Source organism: Hansschlegelia quercus, assembly GCF_004310425.1.
GTDB lineage: Bacteria > Pseudomonadota > Alphaproteobacteria > Rhizobiales > Methylopilaceae > Methylopila > Methylopila quercus.
Genome location: NZ_SIUB01000003.1, coordinates 397,027 through 417,857, shown reverse-complemented (window position 1 = coordinate 417,857; position 20,831 = coordinate 397,027). Strand labels below are relative to the sequence as shown.

Below are 20,831 nucleotides of genomic sequence, written 5' to 3'. Positions count from 1 at the left end.
CGGGCGTTTTCAACAGGTCCGTGCGCGAGCGTTTTCCACACGCCGTCCACATCGCGTTCTTCGCGGGAAAACGTTGAAGACCGAGGCGCCTCAGCGTTGACATAGGCCGCGTCTTTAGATTATTGCCCGCGCACGAAGAGCCGCCCCGGCCGGAGCGGCTCTTTTCTTTTTTTCACCGCCCGATCGGTCAGCAACCGCGGGCTTCGCCGAAGGGTCCGCCCTCGTGACCGACGCCTCCGCGCTGATGCCAGTCTTCGCCCGCGCTCCGCTCGCCTTCGAGCGCGGAGAGGGCTGCTGGCTGATTACGGACGATGGCGAGCGCTATCTCGATTTCGGCTCCGGCGTCGCCGTCAACGCGCTCGGCCACGCCCATCCGCATCTCGTCGAGGCGATCCGGGCCCAAGCGGAAAAGCTCTGGCACGTCTCGAACCTCTACCAGATCCCCGACGGCGAGCGGCTTGCCCGCCGGCTGACGGACGCCAGCTTCGCCGACGTGGTGTTCTTCGCCAATTCCGGCGCCGAGGCTGTCGAGGCCTCGGTCAAGGTCGCGCGCAAGCATTTCCACGCCAAGGGCGAAGGCGAGCGCTTCCGGATCATCACCTTCGAGGGCGCCTTCCACGGCCGCACGCTCGCGACGATCGCGGCCGGCGGCCAAGCCAAATACATCGAGGGCTTCGGTCCCAAGGTCGACGGCTTCGACCAGGTTCCCTTCGGCGACCTCGAAGCCCTTAAGGCCGCAATCGGCCCCGAGACTGCAGCGATCCTGATCGAGCCGGTGCAGGGCGAAGGCGGCGTCCGCGTGGTCCCTCCCGCCTTCCTGCGCGCGCTCCGCGAGATCTGCGACGAGCGCGACCTGCTGCTGATCTTTGACGAGGTGCAGACCGGCGTCGGGCGCACCGGCACGCTGTTCGCGCATCAGCATTCGGGCGTCGAACCCGACATCATGGCGCTCGCGAAAGGCCTCGGCGGCGGCTTCCCGCTCGGCGCGTGCCTCGCGACGCGCGAAGCGGCGTCCGGCATGACCGCCGGCGTCCATGGCTCCACCTTCGGCGGCAATCCGCTCGCCATGGCGGTCGGCAACGCTGTGCTCGACGTCGTGCTGGCGCCCGGCTTCATCGAGCACGTCGCCGAGATGGGCCTGCTGCTCCGCCAGCGGCTTGCGGCGATCGTCGACGCGCATCCCGAGACTGTCGCCGAGATCCGTGGCGAGGGCCTGCTCACCGGCATCCGCTGCAAGGCGCCGAACAGCGAGGTCTCGGCCGTATTGCGTGACGAGAAGCTGCTGACGGTCGCCGCCGGCGACAATGTGGTGCGCCTGCTGCCGCCGCTGATCGTGACGGCGGACGAGATCGGCGAGGCCGTCGCGCGCATCGACAGGGGCCTTGTCGCGCTCGAGCGGAAGATGATTGGCGCCCGGGGGGACGCATGACGCACGGAACGCACGGGAGCGGGATCCGCCACTTCCTCGACATCGGCGATTTCGACGGCGGCACGCTTCGCGCGATCGCCGACGCCGGCGCCGCGATGAAGGCGCGCCGGCGTACGCCCGACGACGTCAACGACAAACCGCTCGCCGGCCGAGCCATCGCCATGGTGTTCGAGCAGCCCTCTTTGCGCACCCGCATGTCGTTCGACGTCGGCATCCGCGAGCTCGGCGGCGAGCCCGTGATGGTGACGGGCAAGGAGATCGAGCTCGGAGAGCGCGAGGCGATCGCCGACACCGCGCGCGTGCTCTCCCGCTTCGTCGACGCGATCATGATCCGCATGCTCAAGCACGATGCGCTGGTCGAGCTTGCGACCTACGCGACGGTGCCCGTTATCAACGGGCTCACCAAGAAATCGCACCCCTGCCAAGTCATGGCCGATCTGCTGACCTTCGAGGAGCGCAAGGGCCCGATCCGCGGCCGCACCGTAGCCTGGGTCGGCGACACCAACAACGTGCTCGCGTCCTGGATCCATGCGGCGGCCCGGTTCGATTTCCGGATCAACGTCGCGACGCCAAAAGAGCTCGCGCCGGGCGCGGAGATGCTGGATTGGGCGAAGCGGGAGCGCGTGGCGCTCACCCTCGGCAACGACGCCGAGGCCGCCGTGCGGGGCGCCGACGCTGTCATCACGGACAGCTGGGTCTCGATGGGAGACGCCGACGGCGAGCGCCGCCACAATCTGCTGACGCCCTTCCAAGTGAACGAGCGCCTGATGGGATCGGCCGCTCCGGACGCGATCTTCATGCACTGTCTCCCCGCCCACCGCGGCGAGGAGGTCACCGATGACGTGATCGACGGTCCGCAGTCGGTGGTGTTCGACGAAGCCGAGAACCGGCTGCACGCCCAGAAAGGCGTGCTGGCGTGGTGCTTCGGGGCGGTGTGATCGCCGCTGGATCCCGGGACAAACCGGGGGACGGCGGCATCCATCGCGAGCTGAAGAGCCGCAACCGGGCCATGCCGCCGCAAACCTTTCGCGATCCGCCTGCGGTCACTAAATAGCGATCATGACCGACATCTCTTCTTCCAGCCTCCGCGAGGACGGCGACGACCGCGTCCTGCCGTTCCAGATCGAGGCGCTCGACGTGCGCGGGCGCGTCGTCCGGCTCGGGCCGTCGATCGACAGGGTGATCGAGCGCCACGCTTATCCGCCGGCGGTCTCCAAACTGCTCGGCGAGGCCGTGGCTCTGACGGTGCTGCTTGGCTCCTCGCTCAAGATCGACGGCCGCTTTCAGCTGCAGACGCGCTCGGACGGCCCCGTCGGCATGCTGGTCGTGGATTTTGAGGCGCCAGACCGGGTGCGCGCCTGCGCGCGCTTCGATGAGAGCCGGCTCTACGACGTGCGGGGGACCGGCGCGCTGCTCGGCCACGGCCACATGGCGCTGACGATCGACCAGGGGCCGGAGATGTCGCGTTATCAGGGCGTGGTCGCGCTCGACGGCGGCTCGCTGGAGGACGCTGCGCACGCCTATTTCCGCCAGTCCGAGCAGATCCCGACCAAGGTACGGCTCGCGGTCGCCGAAACGCTCGCGCCCGGCGCCGCCCATTCCTGGCGCGCAGGCGGCCTGCTCGTGCAGTTCCTCCCCGAGGCGCCCGATCGCATGCGGATGCCTGACCTCGATCCCGGTGACGCGCCGGCCGGCTTGGAGATGCCTGAGGGCGAGGAGGACGACGCCTGGGTCGAGGCCCAGTCGCTCGTCGGCACGGTCGAGGATCATGAGCTGATCGATCCTACGCTCGAGCCCGAGCGCCTGCTGATCCGCCTGTTCAACGAGCGCGACATCCGCGTGTTCGAGAGCCGCGCCGTGCGCGAGGCCTGCCGGTGCTCGCGCGAGCGGGTTCTCGGCATGCTGAAGAGCTTCTCGCCCGAAGAGCGGCGCGACATGCGCGCGGATGACGGCTCAATCGAGGTCACCTGCGACTTCTGCTCGACGCGCTACGCCTTCTCCGTGGAGGAGGCGACGGCGATCGATGCGGAAGACGAAGAGGACGGCGAGACGCGTCAGGCGGGCCCAGCCGCTTGACGGCGCGTGCGCGCCCCGTCTTATGATTTGCGCATGACGATGGCGGCGGCTCCCGAAAAGCTCGACGGCGGTTCCTGGACCGCCACCACCCGCGCGATCCGGGTGACGGTCGCCCCGCGCTATCTCGCCGACGAATCTGCGCCCGATGAGGACCGATTTATCTTCGCCTACACGGTCGAGATCGTGAACGAGGGCGAGGAGACCGTGCGGCTGATCGCCCGACACTGGCGCATCACCGACGGACAGGGCCGCACGGAAGAGGTTCGCGGACCGGGCGTGGTCGGCGAACAGCCGACGCTCAAGCCCGGTCAGTCGTTTACCTATACATCGGGCGCCCCGCTGCCGACGCCGTCGGGCATCATGGTCGGCGACTACCACATGCTGACCGACGCCGGTCAGCCCTTCGTGGTCGCAATCCCGGCTTTCGCGCTCGAAAGCCCGCATATGGTTCGCACGCTGCACTGAGCTGACGGATGCGACTGTGCCGGCTAGGGGCGGAAGCTCGGCAGGATGCGTATGCCTTCCGGTTTCTCGATAAAGCGAGCCTCGCCGCCGTCGCCCAGTTGCTGTGGGAAGACGACGAGCAGGTTGGCGCGACGCGGGTCGCCGAACTCCTTCTTCAGCTCATAGGTCACGCCGCGATCGACCACTGCGACGTTGACGCCGAAGTTGATCGCTTGGAGCACCCGCTCCGGCGCTACGCCTCCGAACACGGCGAGCATCTGCGTCAGCACGTCCTTCGCCTTCTCGCGGGCGAGCGGCGCAGTGGCGGGATCGATAAGGTTCAGCTTGATGCGCAGCGACGAGAGCCTGTCGGCAACCTCGCCGCGCACCGTCACGAACAGGCTGGAGACGACGGATTCAGCGCCGTCGACCGGCTTCAGCATGTCGGGCACGCAGGTCCAGCCATGCGAAGGCACGGTCAGGCGCTGGAAGACCGGTTGGTTGAGGCCCGTGTTCTGGAGGGAACGGCAGAAGGTCTCGCCATCCGCCAACGCAAGGGTGATGAACTCGGTCGGGGCGTCCGGATCGGGGGAGAACGGATCACGCAAGACGATGGGCTGCGGACCCGCAGCCGGCGCCGCGTCCGGCGCGACATCGGGATCTTTTGTTTCTGGCGCCAGCTCCGGCGCGTGCGGGGCGGCATCGCCCGACAGCCACTTCGCCGCTCGCATCGGCAGTTCGGACAGCCGCAAGCTCTGTATTTCGGGCGTCGCTATAAGGCGCCTCGCCGTCTCCGTAGCGATGACGCCCGCTGCGGCGAGCGCGACGACGGCCATGGCATAGGCCGCGAGAGAAGGCAAAGTCCGCAGGAGGGTCGTCCTTGAGGCGCTACGATTTGGACCGTCGGCCGCATGCTGTCCGGGGCGACGCGATCGTAGAAGCTCTCTTCCCTGTGCGCGAGATCGATCAGCAGCGCGCAGGGCGTAAATCGCAGGAGCAGCCGACCTGCCCAGCCAGGATGCGCCTGCCTTACGAGCAGCGCCACTGGCCATCGCGTCTTGCCCGGCAGCGTTGACGCTGGACGCGCTTATGCGGCGAAGATAGCCGCGTCGTCGGCGAAGGCCTTGAACTCGAGCGCGTTGCCGGACGGGTCCATCACAAACATCGTGGCCTGCTCGCCGGGCTCGCCTTCGAACCGGATCTTCGGCCGAAGACGCCAGTCAGTGTCGGAATCAGACTCGAGCCGGGCGGCCAACGCCTTCCAGTCCGCCATCTCCAGGACCACGCCAAAATGCGGGATCGGCACCTGATCGCCATCGACGCCGCCCGAGGCGGCCGCTTCCGGCGCCGCCGGCCGCAGATGCGCCGAGAGCTGGTGCCCGAAGAGGTCGAAGTCGATCCAGCAACCGGGGCTCTCCCGGCCGATCCGGCAGCCCATGACGCCGCCATAGAAGCTGCGCGTCGCTTCGAGATCCGTCACGGGGAAGGCGAGATGGAAGGGACGCATAATGATCAAGCCCGTGCTGCGAGTCCGAGTTCGGAGAGCGCCCGTTCGAGGTCGCTCGTCACGAACGGCTTCTGCAATGTCGGCGCATGGGGATAACGGTCGCGGACGCCCGCGCCGCCATAGCCCGTCACGAACACGAAGGGAATGCTGCGCTCCTGAAGCGCGTCGGCGACGGCGAAGCTCTGCTCGCCGCCGAGATTGACGTCGAGCAGAGCGCCATGGATCTCCTCGCTCGCGATCGCGTCGAGCGCGGTCTTCACGCCGCTCGCCGGGCCGACCACGACGGCGCCGCTGTCGAGCAGCACGTCCTCGAAAAGCATCGCGATCATCGCCTCATCCTCGACGAGGAGAATCCGCAGTCCGTTAAGCGCTTCGCTCATGGCGTCATAATCTTCTCAGACAGCGGTAATTGGAAGGCGCAGGCGAGCCCGTTGGTTGCGAAATCCATAATCGCGTGTCCACCGAGTTCGCGCGGCGCGCCGCGTTCGATCAGGCGGAGGCCGAAGCCGCGCCGGCGCGGCGCGGAGACCGGCGGTCCGCCGCACTCCCGCCAGTTCAGCTCGACCGCGCCGTCGCCCCGCGCGGCGTCGACCGACCAGGTGACCACGACCCGACCCTCGGGCCGCGACAGCGCCCCGAACTTCGCGGCGTTGGTCGCAAGCTCGTGGAAGGCGAGGTTGAGCGTCACCGCCGCAGTCGGCGACAGCCGGATTTCGGGCCCGCCGAGGGTCACGCGCGAAAGACCCTCGATCTCATAAGGCGCAAGCGTGCCGGCGAGAAGATCGGAGAGCGCGGCCGACGCCCAGGTCTCGCGCATCAGCACGTCATGGGCGCGCGACAACGCCATCAGCCGCGCGTTGAACACCCGCTCGAACTCGTCGCTCGAACTGGTCGTCAGCTTGGTGTGATGGGCGAGCGACTGCACGGTGACGAGGTTGTTCCTGACGCGGTGATTGAGTTCCGCGAGCAGCCAGCTTCGGATACGCTCCTGTTCCTTGCGCTCGCCGACGTCGGTCGTGACCGCGAAGAAACCGGAGACGAGACCGGCAGCGTCAACGACGGGCGTCACGTTGGTGACGGCCCAGAACGACGATCCGTCTGGCTTGAGGTACCGCTTTTCGATCGTGTACGGCTCGCCGGTCTCCGCGCCGCGAAGGATCTCGGCGCCGGTATCGTCGACATCCTCGGGATGAGTGACGTCGGCGACGCTCATGCCGACGATGGATTCCGGGGAGCGATCGAGCAGCCGGCCCATGCTGTCGTTGACGCGCGTGAACCGACCGGCGCGATCCACCTCGGAGAGGCCGACCGACGCCTGCCCGAACAGCAAAGCGAACCTCTGCTCACTCGCCCTCAGCCGGATCGAGGCCTCCGCACGGTCGCTCGCTACCCAGATGCGTTCCGCGACGTCGCGGGCGAGTTCGGCGTCGCGCCCTGTCCAGCGCCGCGGGCCGATCGTGTTGAAGAAGATGAAGGAGAGCACACGTCCCGCCCGCACGAAGGGCGCGACCATCTGCGCGCCAACGCTGTAGGATGCGTAGCGCCTGCGCTCCTCCTCGCCATAGCGCGGGTCCGACGCGATGTTCGCGCTCGAGATCACCTCGCCGCGGAGCAGCGTCGCCATCTCCTCGGCGCCGAACTCATCAAGGGTAAAACGCTTCGCCGTGGTGTCCTCGAGCCTCGGCGTGCTCCAGGAGCGCACGACAGTCGCGACGCCGTCCTCAACCGCGGCGTAGCCGACGCGGTCGAGCCTTAGATGCGCGGCGAGCGCCTCGACCGCGCTAGCGAGCGCGCCGGCCTGGCCGTCTTCCGTCATGTCGCGGAGGCGGTCGCCGAAGGCGAGCAGGAAAGACTGGTCGCGTGATTTCAGGACGCTCTCGGTGATCTCCGCGCCCTGGTTGAACACGCCCGCGACGCCGCCGGACGCGTCGAAGATCGGCGTCAGCGAGTAGTTCCAATAGGTTTCCTCGGGAACGCCGTCACGCTTGATCGCAAGCATCTGGCCATCCGACGAGACGCCCCTGCCGCGCCCGAAAACCTCCTCGAATTGGGGACCGACAACCGGCCAAATGTCCGCCCACACCTCCTTGGCCGGGCGGCCTACGGCCCAGGGGTGACGGTCGCGCGGCACCGAGGACCACGCGTCGTTGTAGAGGAGGCGGAGCTCGGGCCCCCAATAGATCGCCGTCGGCAGGCTTGAATGCATGCAGATGCCGAGGGCGGCCTTCAGTTCGCCCGGCCACTCCTCAGGAGGACCGAGCGGGTGCCCCCTCCAGTCGAACGCCCCCAGCCGGGACGCCATCTCTCCGCCGCCGGTGAACAGACCTTCACCCTTCGTCGATCCAAGCCGCGCGCAGTCGGCCGCCGGCCGGTCGCTGCGGTTGCATTTATGGGCCCGGAGCGCTTGATGAATAGTGATCGACAGACAATCCGAGGAGGGTGCGACTTTTTTTCAACGCTGCGGCTCTGGAAGACGGCGCCCCGATACCCTGTCCGCTACTTTCACCGATAAACGCCTGCGCTTGGCCGCATTCCTTGTCGATGGAAAGGCGCCCCCTTCGAATCGAACGGCCGCAATGCTCAAGACCCTGCTTCGCATCCTGCTCCTCGCCCTAGCCCTCTCGGCCGTCACGTTGGCGCGCGCGCAGGAGGACGCGTTCAGCATTGTGGACGCCGCGCGCGCCGAGCTGGACCGCATGAAGGCGACGCTCGCCGATCCGAAGGCCGATGATCGCGACCTCGCCGGGCTGCGCGAACGCATCGACCCGCTGACGCTGAAGATCGAGGCGGCGATCGCACAGCTTGCGCCGCAACTGGAAGCGGCCGATCAGCGGCTCGCGCAGATCGGCGCCAAGCCCGCAGCCGACGCGGCCCCGGAGAGCGCCGACGTCACGCGCGAGCGCGACGCGCAGACGGCGACGCGCCAGAAGCTCGACGACACCATCAAGCGCGGCCGCCTGATCGAGGTCGAGGCGCGGCAGACCGGCGACGAGATCACCCAGCGTCGCCGCGGCCTGCTTGCGCAGAAACTGTTCGAGCGCTCCCGCTCGGTGCTCGATCCGACCCTCTGGCGCGACGTCGTGTCAGAGGCGCCGCGCGACGTCGCGAGCGTCGGCGCGCTCGGCGCGAACTGGTCCGCCGTCGTCCAGCGTAACGCCGATCCTTCCTCGCTCGCGATCGTCGCTGCTTCGCTGGTCGCGGCCTTCATCCTGCTGTTCCCTGCGCGGCGGACGCTTGCGACGCTGGGCGAGCGGATCGTCGCGAAGCAGGCGCCGAAATCCCGCCTCAGACGCTCGGCGACAGCGCTCTTCCGGGTCTTCGCGGCCACCGTTGCGCCGCTGCTTGCGGCGCTTTGCGTGTTCTGGGGCCTGAAGACCGCGGGCTGGATGCCGCTCAATCTGGAGCGCAACTTCGTCGGCCTCATCTGGGCGTCGGGCTTCCTAGGCTTCGCGCACGGGATGATGCGCGCTCTGCTCGCGCCGGGACGGCCGAGCTGGCGGCTCGCGAATTTCTCCGACGCGGCCATCGCAGAGATCAAGAACCAGCCCTTCTGGTGCATGCTGATCTTCGTGGTCGGACGGCAGGTCGACCGCTTCAACGAGACGATCGTGGCGAGCCTCTCCGCCTCGATCGCGACGACAGGGCTGTTCGCGGTCCTGAACGCGATCGCCTTCGCCATCGCGCTTCGCCGGTTCCGCGCCGCGCGGCGGGTGGAGGCCGCCGAGAAGACTGACGGCGAAGCGGTCTCGCGGCCCTGGCTCAACATCGCCCGCGGGCTAGCCGCGATCGCCGTCTTCGTCGTCCTGGTCGCGGCGGCGACCGGCTATGTCGCGCTCGCCCAGTTCCTGGCGAACCAGGTCATCTGGATCTCGTCGGTCCTTTCGCTCGCTTATCTCCTGCTGATCGTCATCGACGACCTGATCACAGCCGCCTTTTCGTCAGGCACCGGCATCGGCCGCTCGCTGAGCGAGGGCATGGGCGCCCGCCCGGAATCGCTCGAACAGATCGGCGTCGTTCTGTCCGGCCTCATCCGCGTGATCCTGATCGCGGTGGCGGCCTCCTTCGTGCTCGCGCCGTGGGGCGTGGAGTCGACCGATGTGTTCGGCTGGCTGCGCTACGGCGTCACCGGCGTCCAGCTCGGCGGCATCACCATCTCCGTCGCCGGGGTTCTTGGCGCCATCGCGCTCGTCGTGATCGGCGTCGCGCTGACCCGCGGCGTGCAGCGCTGGCTCGACCGCGACCTGCTGCCGAAGACGCGCATGGACGTCGGCCTGAAAGCCTCGATCTCGACCGGCGTCGGCTATCTCGGCGGCGTCGGCGTGATCGTGATCTCGCTCGCTTATCTCGGCTTCAGCCTCGACCGTCTGGCGATCGTCGCCGGCGCCCTCTCGGTCGGCATCGGCTTCGGCCTGCAGGCGATCATCTCGAACTTCGTGTCCGGGATCATCCTGCTCGCCGAGCGCCCCATCAAGGCGGGCGACTGGATCGTCATCGGCTCGGATCAGGGCAACGTCCGGAGGATCTCGGTGCGATCGACCGAGATCGAGCTGTTCGACCGCTCGACGTTGATCGTGCCGAACTCGGACTTCGTGACGAAGAGCGTGAAGAACGTCACCCACGGCGCTCCCACCGGTCGCGTGCAGATCGACCTCGCGGTCTCCTCGGCGATCGATCCGGCGCAGGTGAAGCGGGTCGCGATGGAGGTGGCCAAGGGCCATCCCGCGGTGCTGGGATTCCCCGAGCCGCAATTGCTGTTCAACACGCTCGGCGCTTCGACCAACAACTTTTCGTTGTTCTGCAATGTGCAGAGCCCGCGGCAGGTCGGCAGCGTGAAGAGCGACCTGAACTTCGCGCTCGTGAAAGCGTTCGCCGATGCGAAGATGCCGCTCGGAGGGCCCGACGCTCCGAGCATGGTCGACGCCGTCGATCGGGTCGCGGAAGCGCTCAAGGGCGTCGCGCTGCTCGCTCCTCCGCCCCCGGCGTCAATGAACCGTTAACCGTCGACCCGACCATTGTCGGCCGTCCAATTGTTGCGATCCCGGAGCCTGCCGATGAAGAAGCCATTCGCCCGCGCGCTTGGCCCCGCGCTGCTCGCGGCGGCGCTCGCCGGCTGCTCGACCTCGCCCACCGCACCAGTGGTTTCGACGACGCCCAGCCTCTATCAGAGCCAGTCCGCGCCGGGCGCCCGGCTCGACAAGCGAGCGGCGGCCGAGATGGTCAGCGAATATCGTCGCGGCAAGGGTCTGGGGCCGGTGACGCTCGACCCGACGCTGAATGCGATGGCGGAGGCGCAGGCGGCGGCCATGGCGCGCAACGACAAGCTCAGCCACGAGGCGGGCGGCACGTTCAAGAGCCGGATCGCAGCCTCCGGCTACCGCAACGGCGGTATGTGGGAGAACATCGGCGCCGGCCACGACACGCTGGCAGATGCCTTCACCGGCTGGCGCTCCTCGCCTCCCCACGCGAAGAACATGGCGCAGCCGAAGGCGGCCCGCATGGGCATCGCCGCCGTGCGCGCGCCGGGCTCGCGCTACGAAGTGTTCTGGGCGATGGAGCTTGCCGATCCCAACGACCCGCGGCCGATGCCCGGATCTGAGGAAGCCGAAGCCGCAAGGACCCGCGCGGCCGCCAACGCGATCCCGCTCACGATCGGCGCGCCCGTCGGCGTCCGCTGACGGCAACCAACATGTTCAGCTTTCTTTAGGATTCGCGCCGGAGCCGGCGTTCCCCTTCCGCCCCGGGGAGAACGAATCGGACGCTGCCGGTTTGTTCTCAGCTGAGCTTTGCCTCGCGCTGACGCGTCCGCGCCAGCAGGCGTGTCGAAGCACGCCGACCGGCGCCGTGCGGCCACGCGGGCGCCGGATCTAGAGCACTACCTCGTTCACTTTCCTTTAGGATTCGCTCCGAAGCGCGCGTTCCTGCTCCACCCCTGAGAGAACGAATCGAGCGCTGCCGGTTTGTTCTCTCAGGCGCCCGCCTGCTACCCGCCTAGCGCCTTCGACACGATATCCTTAGCCTCCGTCTGGATCTGAGCCAGATGGTCGGCGCCGATGAAGCTTTCCGCATAGATCTTGTAGACGTTCTCGGTGCCGGACGGCCGCGCCGCGAACCAGCCGTTCTCGGTCGAGACCTTCACCCCGCCGAAGTCGGCTCCGTTGCCGGGCGCTTTCGTCAACCGCTCACGGATCGGCTCGCCGGCGAGTTCGTCGCCGGGAATCTGCTCCGGCGACAGCTTCTTCAGCACCGCCTTCTGCTCCGGCGTCGCGGGCGCGTCGATGCGTGCGTAGATCGGGGCGCCGAGTTTTTCGGTGAGGCCGAGATAGACCTGGCCGGGGTCTTGGCCGAGTACGGCGGTCATCTCCGCCGCCAGCAGCCCGAGGATCAGGCCGTCCTTGTCGGTGGTCCAGACGCCGCCGTCGCGACGGAGGAAGGTCGCCCCGGCGCTCTCCTCGCCGACGAAGCCCAGCGAGCCATCGACGAGGCCGTCAACGAACCATTTGAAGCCGACCGGGACCTCCATCAGCGGCAGGCCGAGCGAGGAGGCCAGCCGGTCGATGATCGAACTCGAGACCAGCGTCTTGCCGATCGCGGGACGCGACCTCCAATCCGGCCGGTGGCCGTAGAGATAGGCGATCGATGCCGCCAGATAGTGGTTCGGGTTCATCAGCCCGACGGAGGGGGTGACGATCCCGTGGCGGTCGGCGTCGGGGTCGTTGGCGAAGGCGACGTCAAACCGGTCTTTCAGCCCGATGAGGTTCGCCATCGCGTAAGGCGACGAGCAGTCCATGCGGATCTTCCCGTCCCAGTCCGCGGTCATGAAGCGGAAGGTCGGATCGACGACCTCATTCACGACGGTGAGGTCTAGCCCGTAGGCCTCCGCGATCGGCCCCCAATATTCAAGCCCTGCGCCGCCCAGCGGATCGACGCCGATGCGGACGCCCGCGGCGCGGATTGCCTCCATATCGACGACCTGGCCAAGATCGCCGACGTACGACGCGACATAGTCGTGTTCTCTCGTGGTCGAGGCCTTCAGCGCTTTCTGGAGCGGCAGCCGGCGGACGTCCCTGAGGCCGTCCTCGATCAGCGCGTTCGCGGTCTTCTCGATCCAGCCGGTCGCGTCGCCGCCAGCCGGACCGCCGTTCGGCGGATTGTATTTGAAGCCGCCGTCCTCCGGCGGATTGTGCGACGGCGTGATCACGACGCCGTCGGCCAGCCCGCCCGCGCGGCCGCGATTGTAGGTGATGACCGCATGGGACACGACGGGGGTCGGAGTGAAACGGGCGTTCGAGGCCGAGACCCGGACTTCGACGCCATTGCCCGCGAACACCTCGAGCGCGGTCGCGAAGGCGGCCTCCGACAGCGCGTGCGTGTCCTTGCCGACGAACATCGGCCCATCGATGCCCGCTTTCGCGCGATGGAGGCAGATCGCCTGCGCGCTCGCCGCGATGTGGCTTTCGGTGAAGACGCCGTCCAGCGACGTGCCGCGGTGGCCGGAGGTCCCGAAGGCGACGCGCTGGGCGGCCTTGTCCATCTCCGGCTTGTTCAGGAAGTAGTCGGTGATCAGCCTCGGCACGTCGACGAGGCGGGCGGGATCGACGGGATGGCCGGCGAGCGGACTGACGTCGTCTGACATATGGGCTTTAGGCTCCGTTGGCGTCGCCTCCGATCTAGCAGGTTCAGCCGGAAGGCTCGCGCAAAATGGCGCGGCGCGGCCGATCGGCCAGCGGGATCAGCGCTCCAGCACCATCCGGTCACCCGAGGTTTCCATGCGGCGCAAGCGGCCAAGAAAGCTCATGCCGAGCAGAGCGCCGTCCATCGCGCCCTCGCTCAGCACCACCGCCGTCACGTCCTGGATCTGGACGGAGCCGACGCGTAGGTCGCGCAGCACGACGCGCTTCGCGCCGACCGTTCCGTTCGCCGTCGAGACCCGCAGATCGAAACGGTCTGCGCCGGAGATCAGGCCGAGGTCGCGCCCGTTCTCATAAGACAGCGCGACCACCGTCGCGCCGGTGTCGACCAGCATCGGCGCGCGCCGGCCGCCGATCGTAGCGTCGACGCGGAAATGACCATCGGGATCGGCGCGCAACACCACGCGGCCGGGCGTTTGCTGCTCGGGCTTCGGGGCCGGACGATTGACAGGCGCCGCCATGCGAGCGAGATCGCCGGCAAGCCAGGCTCCGCCGATCGTCAGAACGGCCGCAATGAAAGCAAGCTTGATCACGTCCGAAACGCACCCACGCCACCAGTGGGGACAAGGTGCGGCCAGCCGGTGTGTGGCCAGTTAACGCGTTAACTCCGAAGCGTCTCGCGGTTAACCCGCGGTCAAATCACCGGATCGTCGAAGGACTCGATGAAGCCCCGCTTGAGCAGCGCCTCAACGACGCGTTCGGCGAGCGCGTCGACATCGGCGTCCGCGGTCTTAAGCACGAGCTCGGCGTTCTGCGGGGCCTCATAAGGCGACGACACGCCCGTGAAGTTCGGGATGTCGCCAGCGAGCGCCCGCTTGTAGAGGCCCTTAGGGTCGCGGGCGATGCAGGTCTCGAGCGGGGTGTCGACGAAGATCTCGATGAACTCGCCTTCGCCGACGAGGTCGCGCGCCATCCGCCGCTCGCTCTCGAAAGGCGAGATGAAGCTGCAGAGCACCAGCGTGCCCGCCTCGACAAAGAGCTTTGCGACTTCGCCCACTCGCCGGATGTTCTCGACGCGGTCGGCGTCGGTGAAGCCGAGATCCTTATTTAAGCCGAACCGCACATTGTCGCCGTCGAGCAGCATGGTGTGCTGGCCGCGCCCGACGAGCATCTGCTCGACCCGGTTCGCGACGCTCGACTTGCCCGAGCCCGACAACCCCGTGAACCACAGGATCGCAGGCTTCTGGCGCTTGAGCCGCGCCCGCGCGGCCCGGTCGACCGTGGTCGCGTGGCGATGGATGTTCGTGGCGCGACGCAGGCCGTGCAGGATCATGCCCGCCGCCGCTGTGGCGTTGGTTTCGCGATCGATGAGGATGAAGGCGCCGGTCTCGCGGTTCTCGGAATAAGGATCGAACGCGATTGGCGAGGCGGTCTCGATCGTCGCCTCGGCGATCTCGTTGAGGCTCAGCGTCCTGGCCGCGAGCTCGTCGAGCGTGTTGACGTCGATCTTGTGGCGGATCGCGACGACGCTCGCGGGCGTCGTCCGGGTCGCGAGCTTGAGCAGATAGGAGCGGCCCGGGATCAGTTGCTCCTGCTCCATCCAGATGATCCGAGCGGCGAACTGGTTCGCGACCGTTGGCCGGTCGGTCGGAGGCGCCAGCACGTCGCCGCGCGCGACGTCGACCTCATCCGCCAAGGTCAATGTCACGCTGTCGCCGGCCTGGGCGAGGTCGAGATCGCCGCCCATCGCGACGATGCGGGCGACCTTCGTCGTCTTTCCCGAAGCCGCGACCGTGACCTCGTCGCCGGGCCGGATCTCGCCGGAGGCGAGCGTGCCCGCAAAGCCGCGGAAGTCGAGGTTCGGCCGGTTCACCCATTGCACCGGAAAGCGCATCGGCCGGTTCACACGGTCGGCCTCGACCGTGATCTCCTCGAGATAGGAGAGCAGCGTCGGCCCGCGATACCACGGCAGGTCAGGCGACGGCGCGGTGACGTTCGCGCCGGTCAGCGCCGACATCGGGATTGGCGTGATCGAGGCGAAGCCCAGCTTCTCGGCGAATTCACGATAGGCTTGCTCGATCTCGGCGAAGACCACGTGGCTGTAGCCGACGAGGTCGATCTTGTTCACCGCCACCACGACGTGACGGATGCCGAGCAGCGAACAGATGAAGGAGTGCCGCTTGGTCTGCGTCAGCACGCCCTTGCGGGCGTCGATCAGGATCACCGCGACGTCGGCGGTCGAGGCGCCGGTCGCCATGTTGCGGGTGTATTGTTCGTGGCCGGGCGTGTCGGCGACGATGAAGGTCCGCTTGTCCGTCGCGAAATAGCGGTAGGCGACGTCGATCGTGATGCCCTGCTCGCGCTCGGCCTCAAGTCCGTCGACGAGCAGCGCAAGGTCGATGCCGGGGCCGGTCGTGCCGTATTTCTTCGAATCCTTCTCGATGGCCGCGAGTTGGTCGTCGAAGATCAGCTTGGTGTCGTAGAGCAGCCTTCCGATCAGCGTCGACTTGCCGTCGTCCACCGACCCGCAGGTGATGAAGCGCAGCAGGCTCTTTTCGGCGACAGATTCCGCGAGCGCGGCGGTGGAGACCGGCGCGTTCATCAGAAGTAGCCCTCGCGCTTCTTCTTCTCCATCGATCCGGCCTCGTCGCTGTCGATCAGCCGGCCCTGCCGCTCCGAGGTCGTCGAGGCCAGCATTTCCGAGATGATGTCGTCGAGATCAGTCGCGTCGCTCTCGATCGCGCCGGTCAGTGGGTAGCAGCCGAGCGTCCGGAAGCGGACGCGGCGCATCTCCGGAACCTCGTCGGCTTTCAGCGGCAGCCGCTCGTCGTCGCGCATGATCAGCGCGCCGTCACGGGTCACCACCGGGCGCTCGGCCGCGAAGTACAGCGGGACGACGGGGATGTCCTCCGCCGCGACATACTGCCAGACGTCGAGTTCGGTCCAGTTCGACAGCGGGAACACGCGGATCGACTCGCCCGGCCGGACGCGCGTGTTGTAGAGGCTCCAGAGCTCCGGCCGCTGGTTGCGCGGATCCCAACCATGGTTCTCGGTGCGGAACGAGAACACCCGCTCCTTGGCGCGGCTCTTCTCCTCGTCGCGGCGCGCGCCGCCGAAGGCCGCGTCGAACTTGTACTTGTCGAGCGCCTGGCGAAGCCCTTCGGTCTTCATCACCTGAGTATGGACGTTGGAGCCCGACGCCACCGGCGAGACGCCGCGGCGCACCCCGTCCTCGTTGATGTGCACGATCAGGTCGATCCCGAGGCGCTTCGCCGTCTCGTCGCGGAACGTGATCATCTCCCGGAACTTCCACGTCGTGTCGACATGGAGCAGCGGGAACGGCGGTTTGGCCGGATAGAACGCCTTCATCGCGAGATGAAGCATCACCGACGAGTCCTTGCCGATCGAGTACAGCATGACCGGGTTTTTGAACTCGGACGCCACCTCGCGGATGATGTGAATTGACTCCGCTTCGAGCCGCTTGAGATGGGTCGACAGGCGCGTGGACATTCGGCTGGCCGCTATTCTACAATTAATTGCTGTATTGACTTATATAGTCACAGCCGAGGCCGGATTAAACGCTTTCCAAAACGCCCGCAAGGTAAGCGCCGTAAAGTCAGCCGAGCAGCGCCGCGATCAGCCGGGCCATGTCCGGCGGCGGCGCGCTTTCGAACAGCACGGTTTTGCCCGTTACGGGATGAGCGAAGCCAAGCTCGGCGGCGTGCAGCGCCTGCCGGCCGAGCGCCGAAAGCGCCTCCGCCGCCTCCGGAGCGAGCTTCGACGCCTTGGTCCGATGTCCCGCGCCATAGACCTCGTCGCCGAGCAGGGGGTGGCCGATATGGGCCATGTGGACGCGGATCTGGTGCGTGCGCCCTGTCTCCAGCCGGCACTCGATCAGGCTTGCGATCTCGAAGGTCTCGAGCGTTTCCCAATGGGTGATCGCCTCACGCCCGCCTGAGGAGACGGCGATCTTCTCGCGGTTCTTGACGCTGCGGGCGAGCGGAGCGTCAACCACGCCGCGCGGCCGGTCAGGCGCGCCCCAGACGAGCGCGAGATAGGCGCGGCGCAGTGGCCCGGTGCGGCCGTGATCGGCGAACTGCGCCGAGAGCGAACGATGCGCGGCATCTGTTTTCGCGACCACCATCAGGCCGCTGGTGTCCTTGTCCAGGCGGTGCACGATCCCCGGCCGCGCGACGCCGCCGACGCCCGAAAGGCTCGCCCCGCAATGGGCGATCAGCGCATTCACCAGCGTGCCGTCGGCATGGCCGGCGGCCGGATGCACGACGAGGCCCGCCGGCTTGTCGATCACGATCAGCGCGTCGTCCTCGAACACGACGGTGAGCGGGATCTCCTGCCCCACCGGCTCGGCCGCGACCGGCGGCGGCAGATCGACCGTGATCTCGCCCGCGTTGACCCTCGCGGAGGGGTCCTCTAGCGTCCGGCCGCCTTGGCGGACCGCGCCCTGGCGCATGAGCGCCTGGACGCGCGCCCGCGACAGCTCCGGCAGCCTGGCCGCCAGGAACTTGTCCAGCCGCTCGGCGGAATCTTCCGGGCCTGCGGCGACGACGAGCGCCGCCCCGGCGGCGGCCACGGCGGGAACTTCAGAGGACGACGAGGACATGACGGCGCAGATCGGCTCTCCCGGCCCATCGCTCGACGAGGTCGCGGACGACGAGGATCCGCGCATCCGGCGGGTCTACGCGCGTCTCAGGCGCCTGACGGTCGTCGGCGCGGTGACCATGGGCGTGGGCTTTCTCGCGCTGGTGTCGGTGATCGCGTACCGGGTCGTCAAGTCGAGCGCGCCTTCCGGCCAGATCGTCGAGCGCACGCTGGCGCTTCCGGCGGGCGCAAGAATTATATCCACGACTGCAGATAGCGGCCGCCTGATCGTCACCGTCGAGGCGGAAGGCCGCGCCACGATCCACATTGTCGACGCCGCGACGCTGGCGGAGACCGGTCGCCTGTCGCTCGCGCCCGGCGGCGCCTCCGTCCCGCCGCTGCGCTGAGCGGCCGCCGCCAAAAGACCGCCGAACCGGCTTGAAGCGAGCGCCCAACGCCGCTATACGGGCGCACCGCGCACACGCTCCCATCGTCTAGCGGTCTAGGACGTCGCCCTCTCACGGCGAAAACAGGGGTTCGAGTCCCCTTGGGAGCGCCACGGTCTCCGAACCCGCCGATCGCTTTGTTTCCGCTACGATCCGGTTTCGCCCACGGCGTCAGCGTCCGCCAGGCCGGCATACCATTCCGTCGCCGAAATGAGATCGAGACGCGTCAGGCCATGGCTCGCGGGGATCGCCTCATGCGTCACCGCCGCGCCCGAACGGCGCAACAGGGCCTCCAGTCGCGCGACGTTGTCGGGCGGCGCGACGGGGTCCGCGACGCCGGACAGGATCAGCACCGGCTTGCCCGAGAGCCGCGCATCCGACGGGCTCGACAACGGAACCATCGGCCGCAACAGAGCTGCGCCAGCGAGCGCATCAGGATGGAGCAACAGCGTGGCCGCGGCGATGTTCGCTCCGTTGGAGAAGCCGAGCGCGATCGGCGGCACGATCCCGTAGACCGCCCGCGCTTCTCCCACGAAGCGGGCGAGGTCGCGCGCGCGGCGGACGACATCCGCCTCGTCGAAGACGCCCTCCGCAAGACGACGGAAGAAGCGCGGCGCGCCGCCTTCCATCACCTGGCCGCGCGGTGAGAGCAGCGCCGCCCCCGGCGCAAGCGCTTGGCCGAGCGGGATCAGATCGCTCTCGTCACCGCCCGTGCCGTGGAGCAGAAGCAGCGGCGGAAGGCCGGCCGTAGTCGCCGGCTGGAAGACATGCACGAACGAAAGGCTGCGCGCGCTCATGGCGTCGCTCCCTCAGGTTGACGTGAAGGAAGGAGAAGTAACCCGCGCATCAGACGAGCGCGGGCAGCCCCTCCTCGATGCGGGACCGCAGGGCCTCAAATTGGGCCGGCAGCTTCAGCGCCTGGCCGAGGGTGTCGGCCGGCTCGTCGACCGCGAAGCCGGGCTGGTCTGTCGCAATCTCAAACAGAACGCCGCCGGGCTCGCGGAAGTAGACGGACCGGAAGTAATTGCGGTCCTTCTGCTCCGTTACGCCGATGCGGTGCTCGGCGACCAGCTTGCGCGCCATTTCGGCCTGCGCGGCGTCGTCGGCCGCCCGGAAGGCGACGTGATGCACGCTGCCGCCGCCCAGCCGACCGGCCAGGAAGTCGCCCGCGGCGTGCAGATCGACGTAGCGGCCATAGGCCTCTTCGCCCGCTTCAAACCGCGTGACGGCGCCTTCGCGAGCGATCTTGCGCTGGCCGAACACGTTCGACAGGATTTCGCCCGTCGGGACTGCGTCGCGGAGAAGCAGCGTCACGCCGTGGAAGCCGCGGATGGCGTGTTCGGCGGGCACGTTCTCGCTCGCCCAAGCGGCCTCACCTTCAGCGCCTTCGACGCCGACGAGGGCAAGTGAGAGGCCGCCAGGATCTTTGAAGGCGAGCGTCGCCTCGCCGAAGCGGACGAACGGCGCCTTATGGGCGACGGCGGCCTCGACGAAGCGCTGCGTCCACCAGCCGATCGAGGCGCGGGGCACGCGGAACGAGGTCCGCGACGTCTCGCCGACGCCGAGCCGGCCGGGCGCGACATGGTCCCACGCGAAGAAGGTGAGGATCGAGCCGGGCCGGCCGGCCTCGTCGCCGTAATAGAGGTGATACGTGCCGGGATCGTCGAAGTTGACGGTCTTCTTCACCAAGCGAAGCCCGAGCACGTTCGTATAGAAGCGAACGTTGCGGGCCGCCGGGCCGCTGATCGCGGTGACGTGGTGGAGGGCGGAAACAGGCGCGCTGGCGTTCATAGCGATGACCTTCGGGCTCCAACGGTGAATTCGTTAAAGCGAAGGTACGATCTGCATGAGATCTCAGAAGAGAAACGATCGAAACTGACCGTTTCTGAATCTGGGCTTCTTAGTAGCGGGCTTCGTTGCGCGCGACCGCAGCTGCAGCCTCGCAAATCTCGGAGTCCTTCGCGTTCTGCCAGCGAGGGTCGGAGGTGAACTGGTAGCCGTCGGAGCAAGGCGCCGCCCGGCCGGGACGGTTCGCGCGCGAGAACACGTCATAGCCGACCTTCAGCATCTCCCAGAACGGCATGTTGGGGTCGCCGGCGTGGCGCGCCATGTTCTCGTTCGTCATGCGGAAGGGGAACGCCTGGACCGGGATCGATTCCTGGCCCGACAGCAGCGCCTCGCGCACGAGACCGTAGATCTCCTCCATCCGCGGATGGGTCATGGCGTAGCAGCCCACCGACTTGCAGCCGCCGTGGACCATCAGGTTGCTCCCGGTCCGGCCGAGCGCGCGGTCATAGGCGTTCGGAAAGCCGATGTTGAAGGCGAGATGGTTGCGCGAGAACGGATTGAGGCTCGACTTGTCGATCTCGTAGAAGCCTTCCGGCGCCTGCCGGTCGCCCTCATACTGCTTCGGGCCGAGCCGCCCTGAGAACTTGCAGATCTCGTAGGTTCGGAGCAGCCCATACTGGCCGTTGCGCTCCTGCTTCCAGACCTCAAGCACCGCTTCTTCCTTGAAGACGCGGATCATGATCGGCGCGGCGCGCGGCATGTCGAGCTTCGACATCAGGCTGACGGTAGCCACCGAGACCGAGCCGGTCTTCACCCGCGCCTGGCGGCCGGACGAGCAGGCGGCGAGCGCCAGCGCCACGATGATGATCAGCGCGACGCCAAAAGGACGCGCGCACAGCGACGATGTACTCATA

General features: G+C 67.7%; 19 protein-coding genes and 1 tRNA gene. 8 read left to right on the top strand and 12 right to left on the bottom strand.

Features of this window, described 5'->3' with window-relative positions; genetic code table 11:
- Positions 1-244 precede the first annotated feature (244 nt).
- From EYR15_RS09030 to apaG, 4 genes are all read left to right on the top strand, one after another.
- The gene (locus tag EYR15_RS09030; protein WP_131003295.1) at positions 245-1,429 is read left to right on the top strand and encodes an aspartate aminotransferase family protein; all 1,185 of its coding nucleotides are present in this window, start codon (positions 245-247) and stop codon (positions 1,427-1,429) included.
- Positions 1,426-2,367 (top strand): ornithine carbamoyltransferase, encoded by a 942-nt coding sequence (gene argF / locus EYR15_RS09025; protein ID WP_131003166.1) that lies wholly within the window; start codon positions 1,426-1,428, stop codon positions 2,365-2,367. Before EYR15_RS09030 ends, argF begins: the two co-directional genes overlap by 4 nt.
- 121 nt (positions 2,368-2,488) lie before the next feature.
- Positions 2,489-3,505: an Hsp33 family molecular chaperone gene (locus tag EYR15_RS09020; RefSeq protein WP_205741601.1), complete on the top strand. Its 1,017-nt coding sequence runs from the start codon at positions 2,489-2,491 to the stop codon at positions 3,503-3,505.
- Positions 3,506-3,544: 39 nt separating this feature from the next.
- On the top strand, positions 3,545-3,970 hold the full coding sequence (apaG, locus tag EYR15_RS09015) for a Co2+/Mg2+ efflux protein ApaG (protein WP_131003294.1): 426 nt from the start codon (positions 3,545-3,547) through the stop codon (positions 3,968-3,970).
- A 23-nt stretch (positions 3,971-3,993) separates the two neighbouring features.
- Here the strand turns inward: apaG and EYR15_RS09010 are convergent, their stop codons facing one another.
- From EYR15_RS09010 to EYR15_RS08995, 4 genes are all read right to left on the bottom strand, one after another.
- A complete protein-coding gene (locus EYR15_RS09010; protein WP_131003163.1) occupies positions 3,994-4,785 on the bottom strand; it encodes a DUF6030 family protein in 792 nt (263 codons plus the stop codon).
- 251 nt (positions 4,786-5,036) lie between these two features.
- Positions 5,037-5,456, bottom strand: coding sequence for a VOC family protein (locus EYR15_RS09005; protein ID WP_131003161.1), 420 nt, complete (start codon positions 5,454-5,456; stop codon positions 5,037-5,039).
- Positions 5,457-5,461: 5 nt separating this feature from the next.
- A complete protein-coding gene (locus EYR15_RS09000; protein WP_131003159.1) occupies positions 5,462-5,836 on the bottom strand; it encodes a response regulator in 375 nt (124 codons plus the stop codon).
- Positions 5,833-7,758: a sensor histidine kinase gene (locus tag EYR15_RS08995; RefSeq protein WP_131003157.1), complete on the bottom strand. Its 1,926-nt coding sequence runs from the start codon at positions 7,756-7,758 to the stop codon at positions 5,833-5,835. Before EYR15_RS08995 ends, EYR15_RS09000 begins: the two co-directional genes overlap by 4 nt.
- A gap of 274 nt (positions 7,759-8,032) precedes the next feature.
- On the opposite strand from EYR15_RS08995, the gene EYR15_RS08990 reads away from it, so the two are divergent.
- Both EYR15_RS08990 and EYR15_RS08985 read left to right on the top strand, forming a co-directional pair.
- Positions 8,033-10,453: a DUF3772 domain-containing protein gene (locus EYR15_RS08990; protein ID WP_131003156.1), complete on the top strand. Its 2,421-nt coding sequence runs from the start codon at positions 8,033-8,035 to the stop codon at positions 10,451-10,453.
- Positions 10,454-10,507: 54 nt separating this feature from the next.
- Entirely contained in the window at positions 10,508-11,131 is a 624-nt protein-coding gene (locus tag EYR15_RS08985) for a CAP domain-containing protein (RefSeq protein WP_131003154.1), read from the top strand.
- A 305-nt stretch (positions 11,132-11,436) separates the two neighbouring features.
- Here EYR15_RS08985 and pgm read toward each other — a convergent pair whose 3' ends face one another.
- The 5 genes from pgm to EYR15_RS08960 all read right to left on the bottom strand — a co-directional run bounded on the left by pgm (position 11,437) and on the right by EYR15_RS08960 (position 17,705).
- The gene (gene pgm / locus EYR15_RS08980; RefSeq protein ID WP_131003153.1) at positions 11,437-13,089 is read right to left on the bottom strand and encodes a phosphoglucomutase (alpha-D-glucose-1,6-bisphosphate-dependent); all 1,653 of its coding nucleotides are present in this window, start codon (positions 13,087-13,089) and stop codon (positions 11,437-11,439) included.
- 96 nt (positions 13,090-13,185) lie between these two features.
- Positions 13,186-13,677, bottom strand: coding sequence for a retropepsin-like aspartic protease family protein (locus EYR15_RS08975; protein ID WP_245498218.1), 492 nt, complete (start codon positions 13,675-13,677; stop codon positions 13,186-13,188).
- Between the two features lie 101 nt (positions 13,678-13,778).
- Complete coding sequence (gene cysN / locus EYR15_RS08970; protein WP_131003151.1) at positions 13,779-15,686, bottom strand: sulfate adenylyltransferase subunit CysN; 1,908 nt, start codon at positions 15,684-15,686, stop codon at positions 13,779-13,781.
- Positions 15,686-16,594: a sulfate adenylyltransferase subunit CysD gene (gene cysD / locus EYR15_RS08965; RefSeq protein WP_131003149.1), complete on the bottom strand. Its 909-nt coding sequence runs from the start codon at positions 16,592-16,594 to the stop codon at positions 15,686-15,688. The genes cysN and cysD overlap by 1 nt, the downstream gene beginning before the upstream one ends.
- A gap of 106 nt (positions 16,595-16,700) precedes the next feature.
- A complete protein-coding gene (locus tag EYR15_RS08960) occupies positions 16,701-17,705 on the bottom strand; it encodes an RluA family pseudouridine synthase (RefSeq protein ID WP_131003147.1) in 1,005 nt (334 codons plus the stop codon).
- On the opposite strand from EYR15_RS08960, the gene EYR15_RS08955 reads away from it, so the two are divergent.
- Positions 17,704-18,090 (top strand): DUF6476 family protein, encoded by a 387-nt coding sequence (locus tag EYR15_RS08955; protein ID WP_131003145.1) that lies wholly within the window; start codon positions 17,704-17,706, stop codon positions 18,088-18,090. The genes EYR15_RS08960 and EYR15_RS08955 overlap by 2 nt on opposite strands.
- 76 nt (positions 18,091-18,166) lie before the next feature.
- Positions 18,167-18,242 (top strand) — tRNA-Glu (locus EYR15_RS08950).
- Positions 18,243-18,275: 33 nt separating this feature from the next.
- On the opposite strand, the gene EYR15_RS08945 is transcribed toward EYR15_RS08950, so the two are convergent.
- The 3 genes from EYR15_RS08945 to EYR15_RS08935 all read right to left on the bottom strand — a co-directional run bounded on the left by EYR15_RS08945 (position 18,276) and on the right by EYR15_RS08935 (position 20,830).
- Entirely contained in the window at positions 18,276-18,926 is a 651-nt protein-coding gene (locus EYR15_RS08945; protein ID WP_131003143.1) for an alpha/beta hydrolase, read from the bottom strand.
- Between the two features lie 49 nt (positions 18,927-18,975).
- The gene (locus EYR15_RS08940; protein WP_131003141.1) at positions 18,976-19,920 is read right to left on the bottom strand and encodes a ring-cleaving dioxygenase; all 945 of its coding nucleotides are present in this window, start codon (positions 19,918-19,920) and stop codon (positions 18,976-18,978) included.
- A gap of 109 nt (positions 19,921-20,029) precedes the next feature.
- The gene (locus EYR15_RS08935; protein ID WP_245498216.1) at positions 20,030-20,830 is read right to left on the bottom strand and encodes a L,D-transpeptidase family protein; all 801 of its coding nucleotides are present in this window, start codon (positions 20,828-20,830) and stop codon (positions 20,030-20,032) included.
- Position 20,831 lies beyond the last annotated feature (1 nt).

Bases quoted from the DNA above. Each gene is read 5' to 3' on its own strand.
- EYR15_RS09030 (WP_131003295.1), top strand. From the start codon at position 245: ATGCCAGTCTTCGCCCGCGCTCCGCTCGCCTTCGAGCGCGGAGAGGGC.
- argF (WP_131003166.1), top strand. From the start codon at position 1,426: ATGACGCACGGAACGCACGGGAGCGGGATCCGCCACTTCCTCGACATC.
- EYR15_RS09020 (WP_205741601.1), top strand. From the start codon at position 2,489: ATGACCGACATCTCTTCTTCCAGCCTCCGCGAGGACGGCGACGACCGC.
- apaG (WP_131003294.1), top strand. From the start codon at position 3,545: ATGGCGGCGGCTCCCGAAAAGCTCGACGGCGGTTCCTGGACCGCCACC.
- EYR15_RS09010 (WP_131003163.1), bottom strand. From the start codon at position 4,785: ATGGCCGTCGTCGCGCTCGCCGCAGCGGGCGTCATCGCTACGGAGACG.
- EYR15_RS09005 (WP_131003161.1), bottom strand. From the start codon at position 5,456: ATGCGTCCCTTCCATCTCGCCTTCCCCGTGACGGATCTCGAAGCGACG.
- EYR15_RS09000 (WP_131003159.1), bottom strand. From the start codon at position 5,836: ATGAGCGAAGCGCTTAACGGACTGCGGATTCTCCTCGTCGAGGATGAG.
- EYR15_RS08995 (WP_131003157.1), bottom strand. From the start codon at position 7,758: ATGGCGTCCCGGCTGGGGGCGTTCGACTGGAGGGGGCACCCGCTCGGT.
- EYR15_RS08990 (WP_131003156.1), top strand. From the start codon at position 8,033: ATGCTCAAGACCCTGCTTCGCATCCTGCTCCTCGCCCTAGCCCTCTCG.
- EYR15_RS08985 (WP_131003154.1), top strand. From the start codon at position 10,508: ATGAAGAAGCCATTCGCCCGCGCGCTTGGCCCCGCGCTGCTCGCGGCG.
- pgm (WP_131003153.1), bottom strand. From the start codon at position 13,089: ATGTCAGACGACGTCAGTCCGCTCGCCGGCCATCCCGTCGATCCCGCC.
- cysN (WP_131003151.1), bottom strand. From the start codon at position 15,686: ATGAACGCGCCGGTCTCCACCGCCGCGCTCGCGGAATCTGTCGCCGAA.
- cysD (WP_131003149.1), bottom strand. From the start codon at position 16,594: ATGTCCACGCGCCTGTCGACCCATCTCAAGCGGCTCGAAGCGGAGTCA.
- EYR15_RS08955 (WP_131003145.1), top strand. From the start codon at position 17,704: ATGACGGCGCAGATCGGCTCTCCCGGCCCATCGCTCGACGAGGTCGCG.
- EYR15_RS08960 (WP_131003147.1), bottom strand. From the start codon at position 17,705: ATGTCCTCGTCGTCCTCTGAAGTTCCCGCCGTGGCCGCCGCCGGGGCG.
- EYR15_RS08945 (WP_131003143.1), bottom strand. From the start codon at position 18,926: ATGAGCGCGCGCAGCCTTTCGTTCGTGCATGTCTTCCAGCCGGCGACT.
- EYR15_RS08940 (WP_131003141.1), bottom strand. From the start codon at position 19,920: ATGAACGCCAGCGCGCCTGTTTCCGCCCTCCACCACGTCACCGCGATC.
- EYR15_RS08935 (WP_245498216.1), bottom strand. From the start codon at position 20,830: ATGAGTACATCGTCGCTGTGCGCGCGTCCTTTTGGCGTCGCGCTGATC.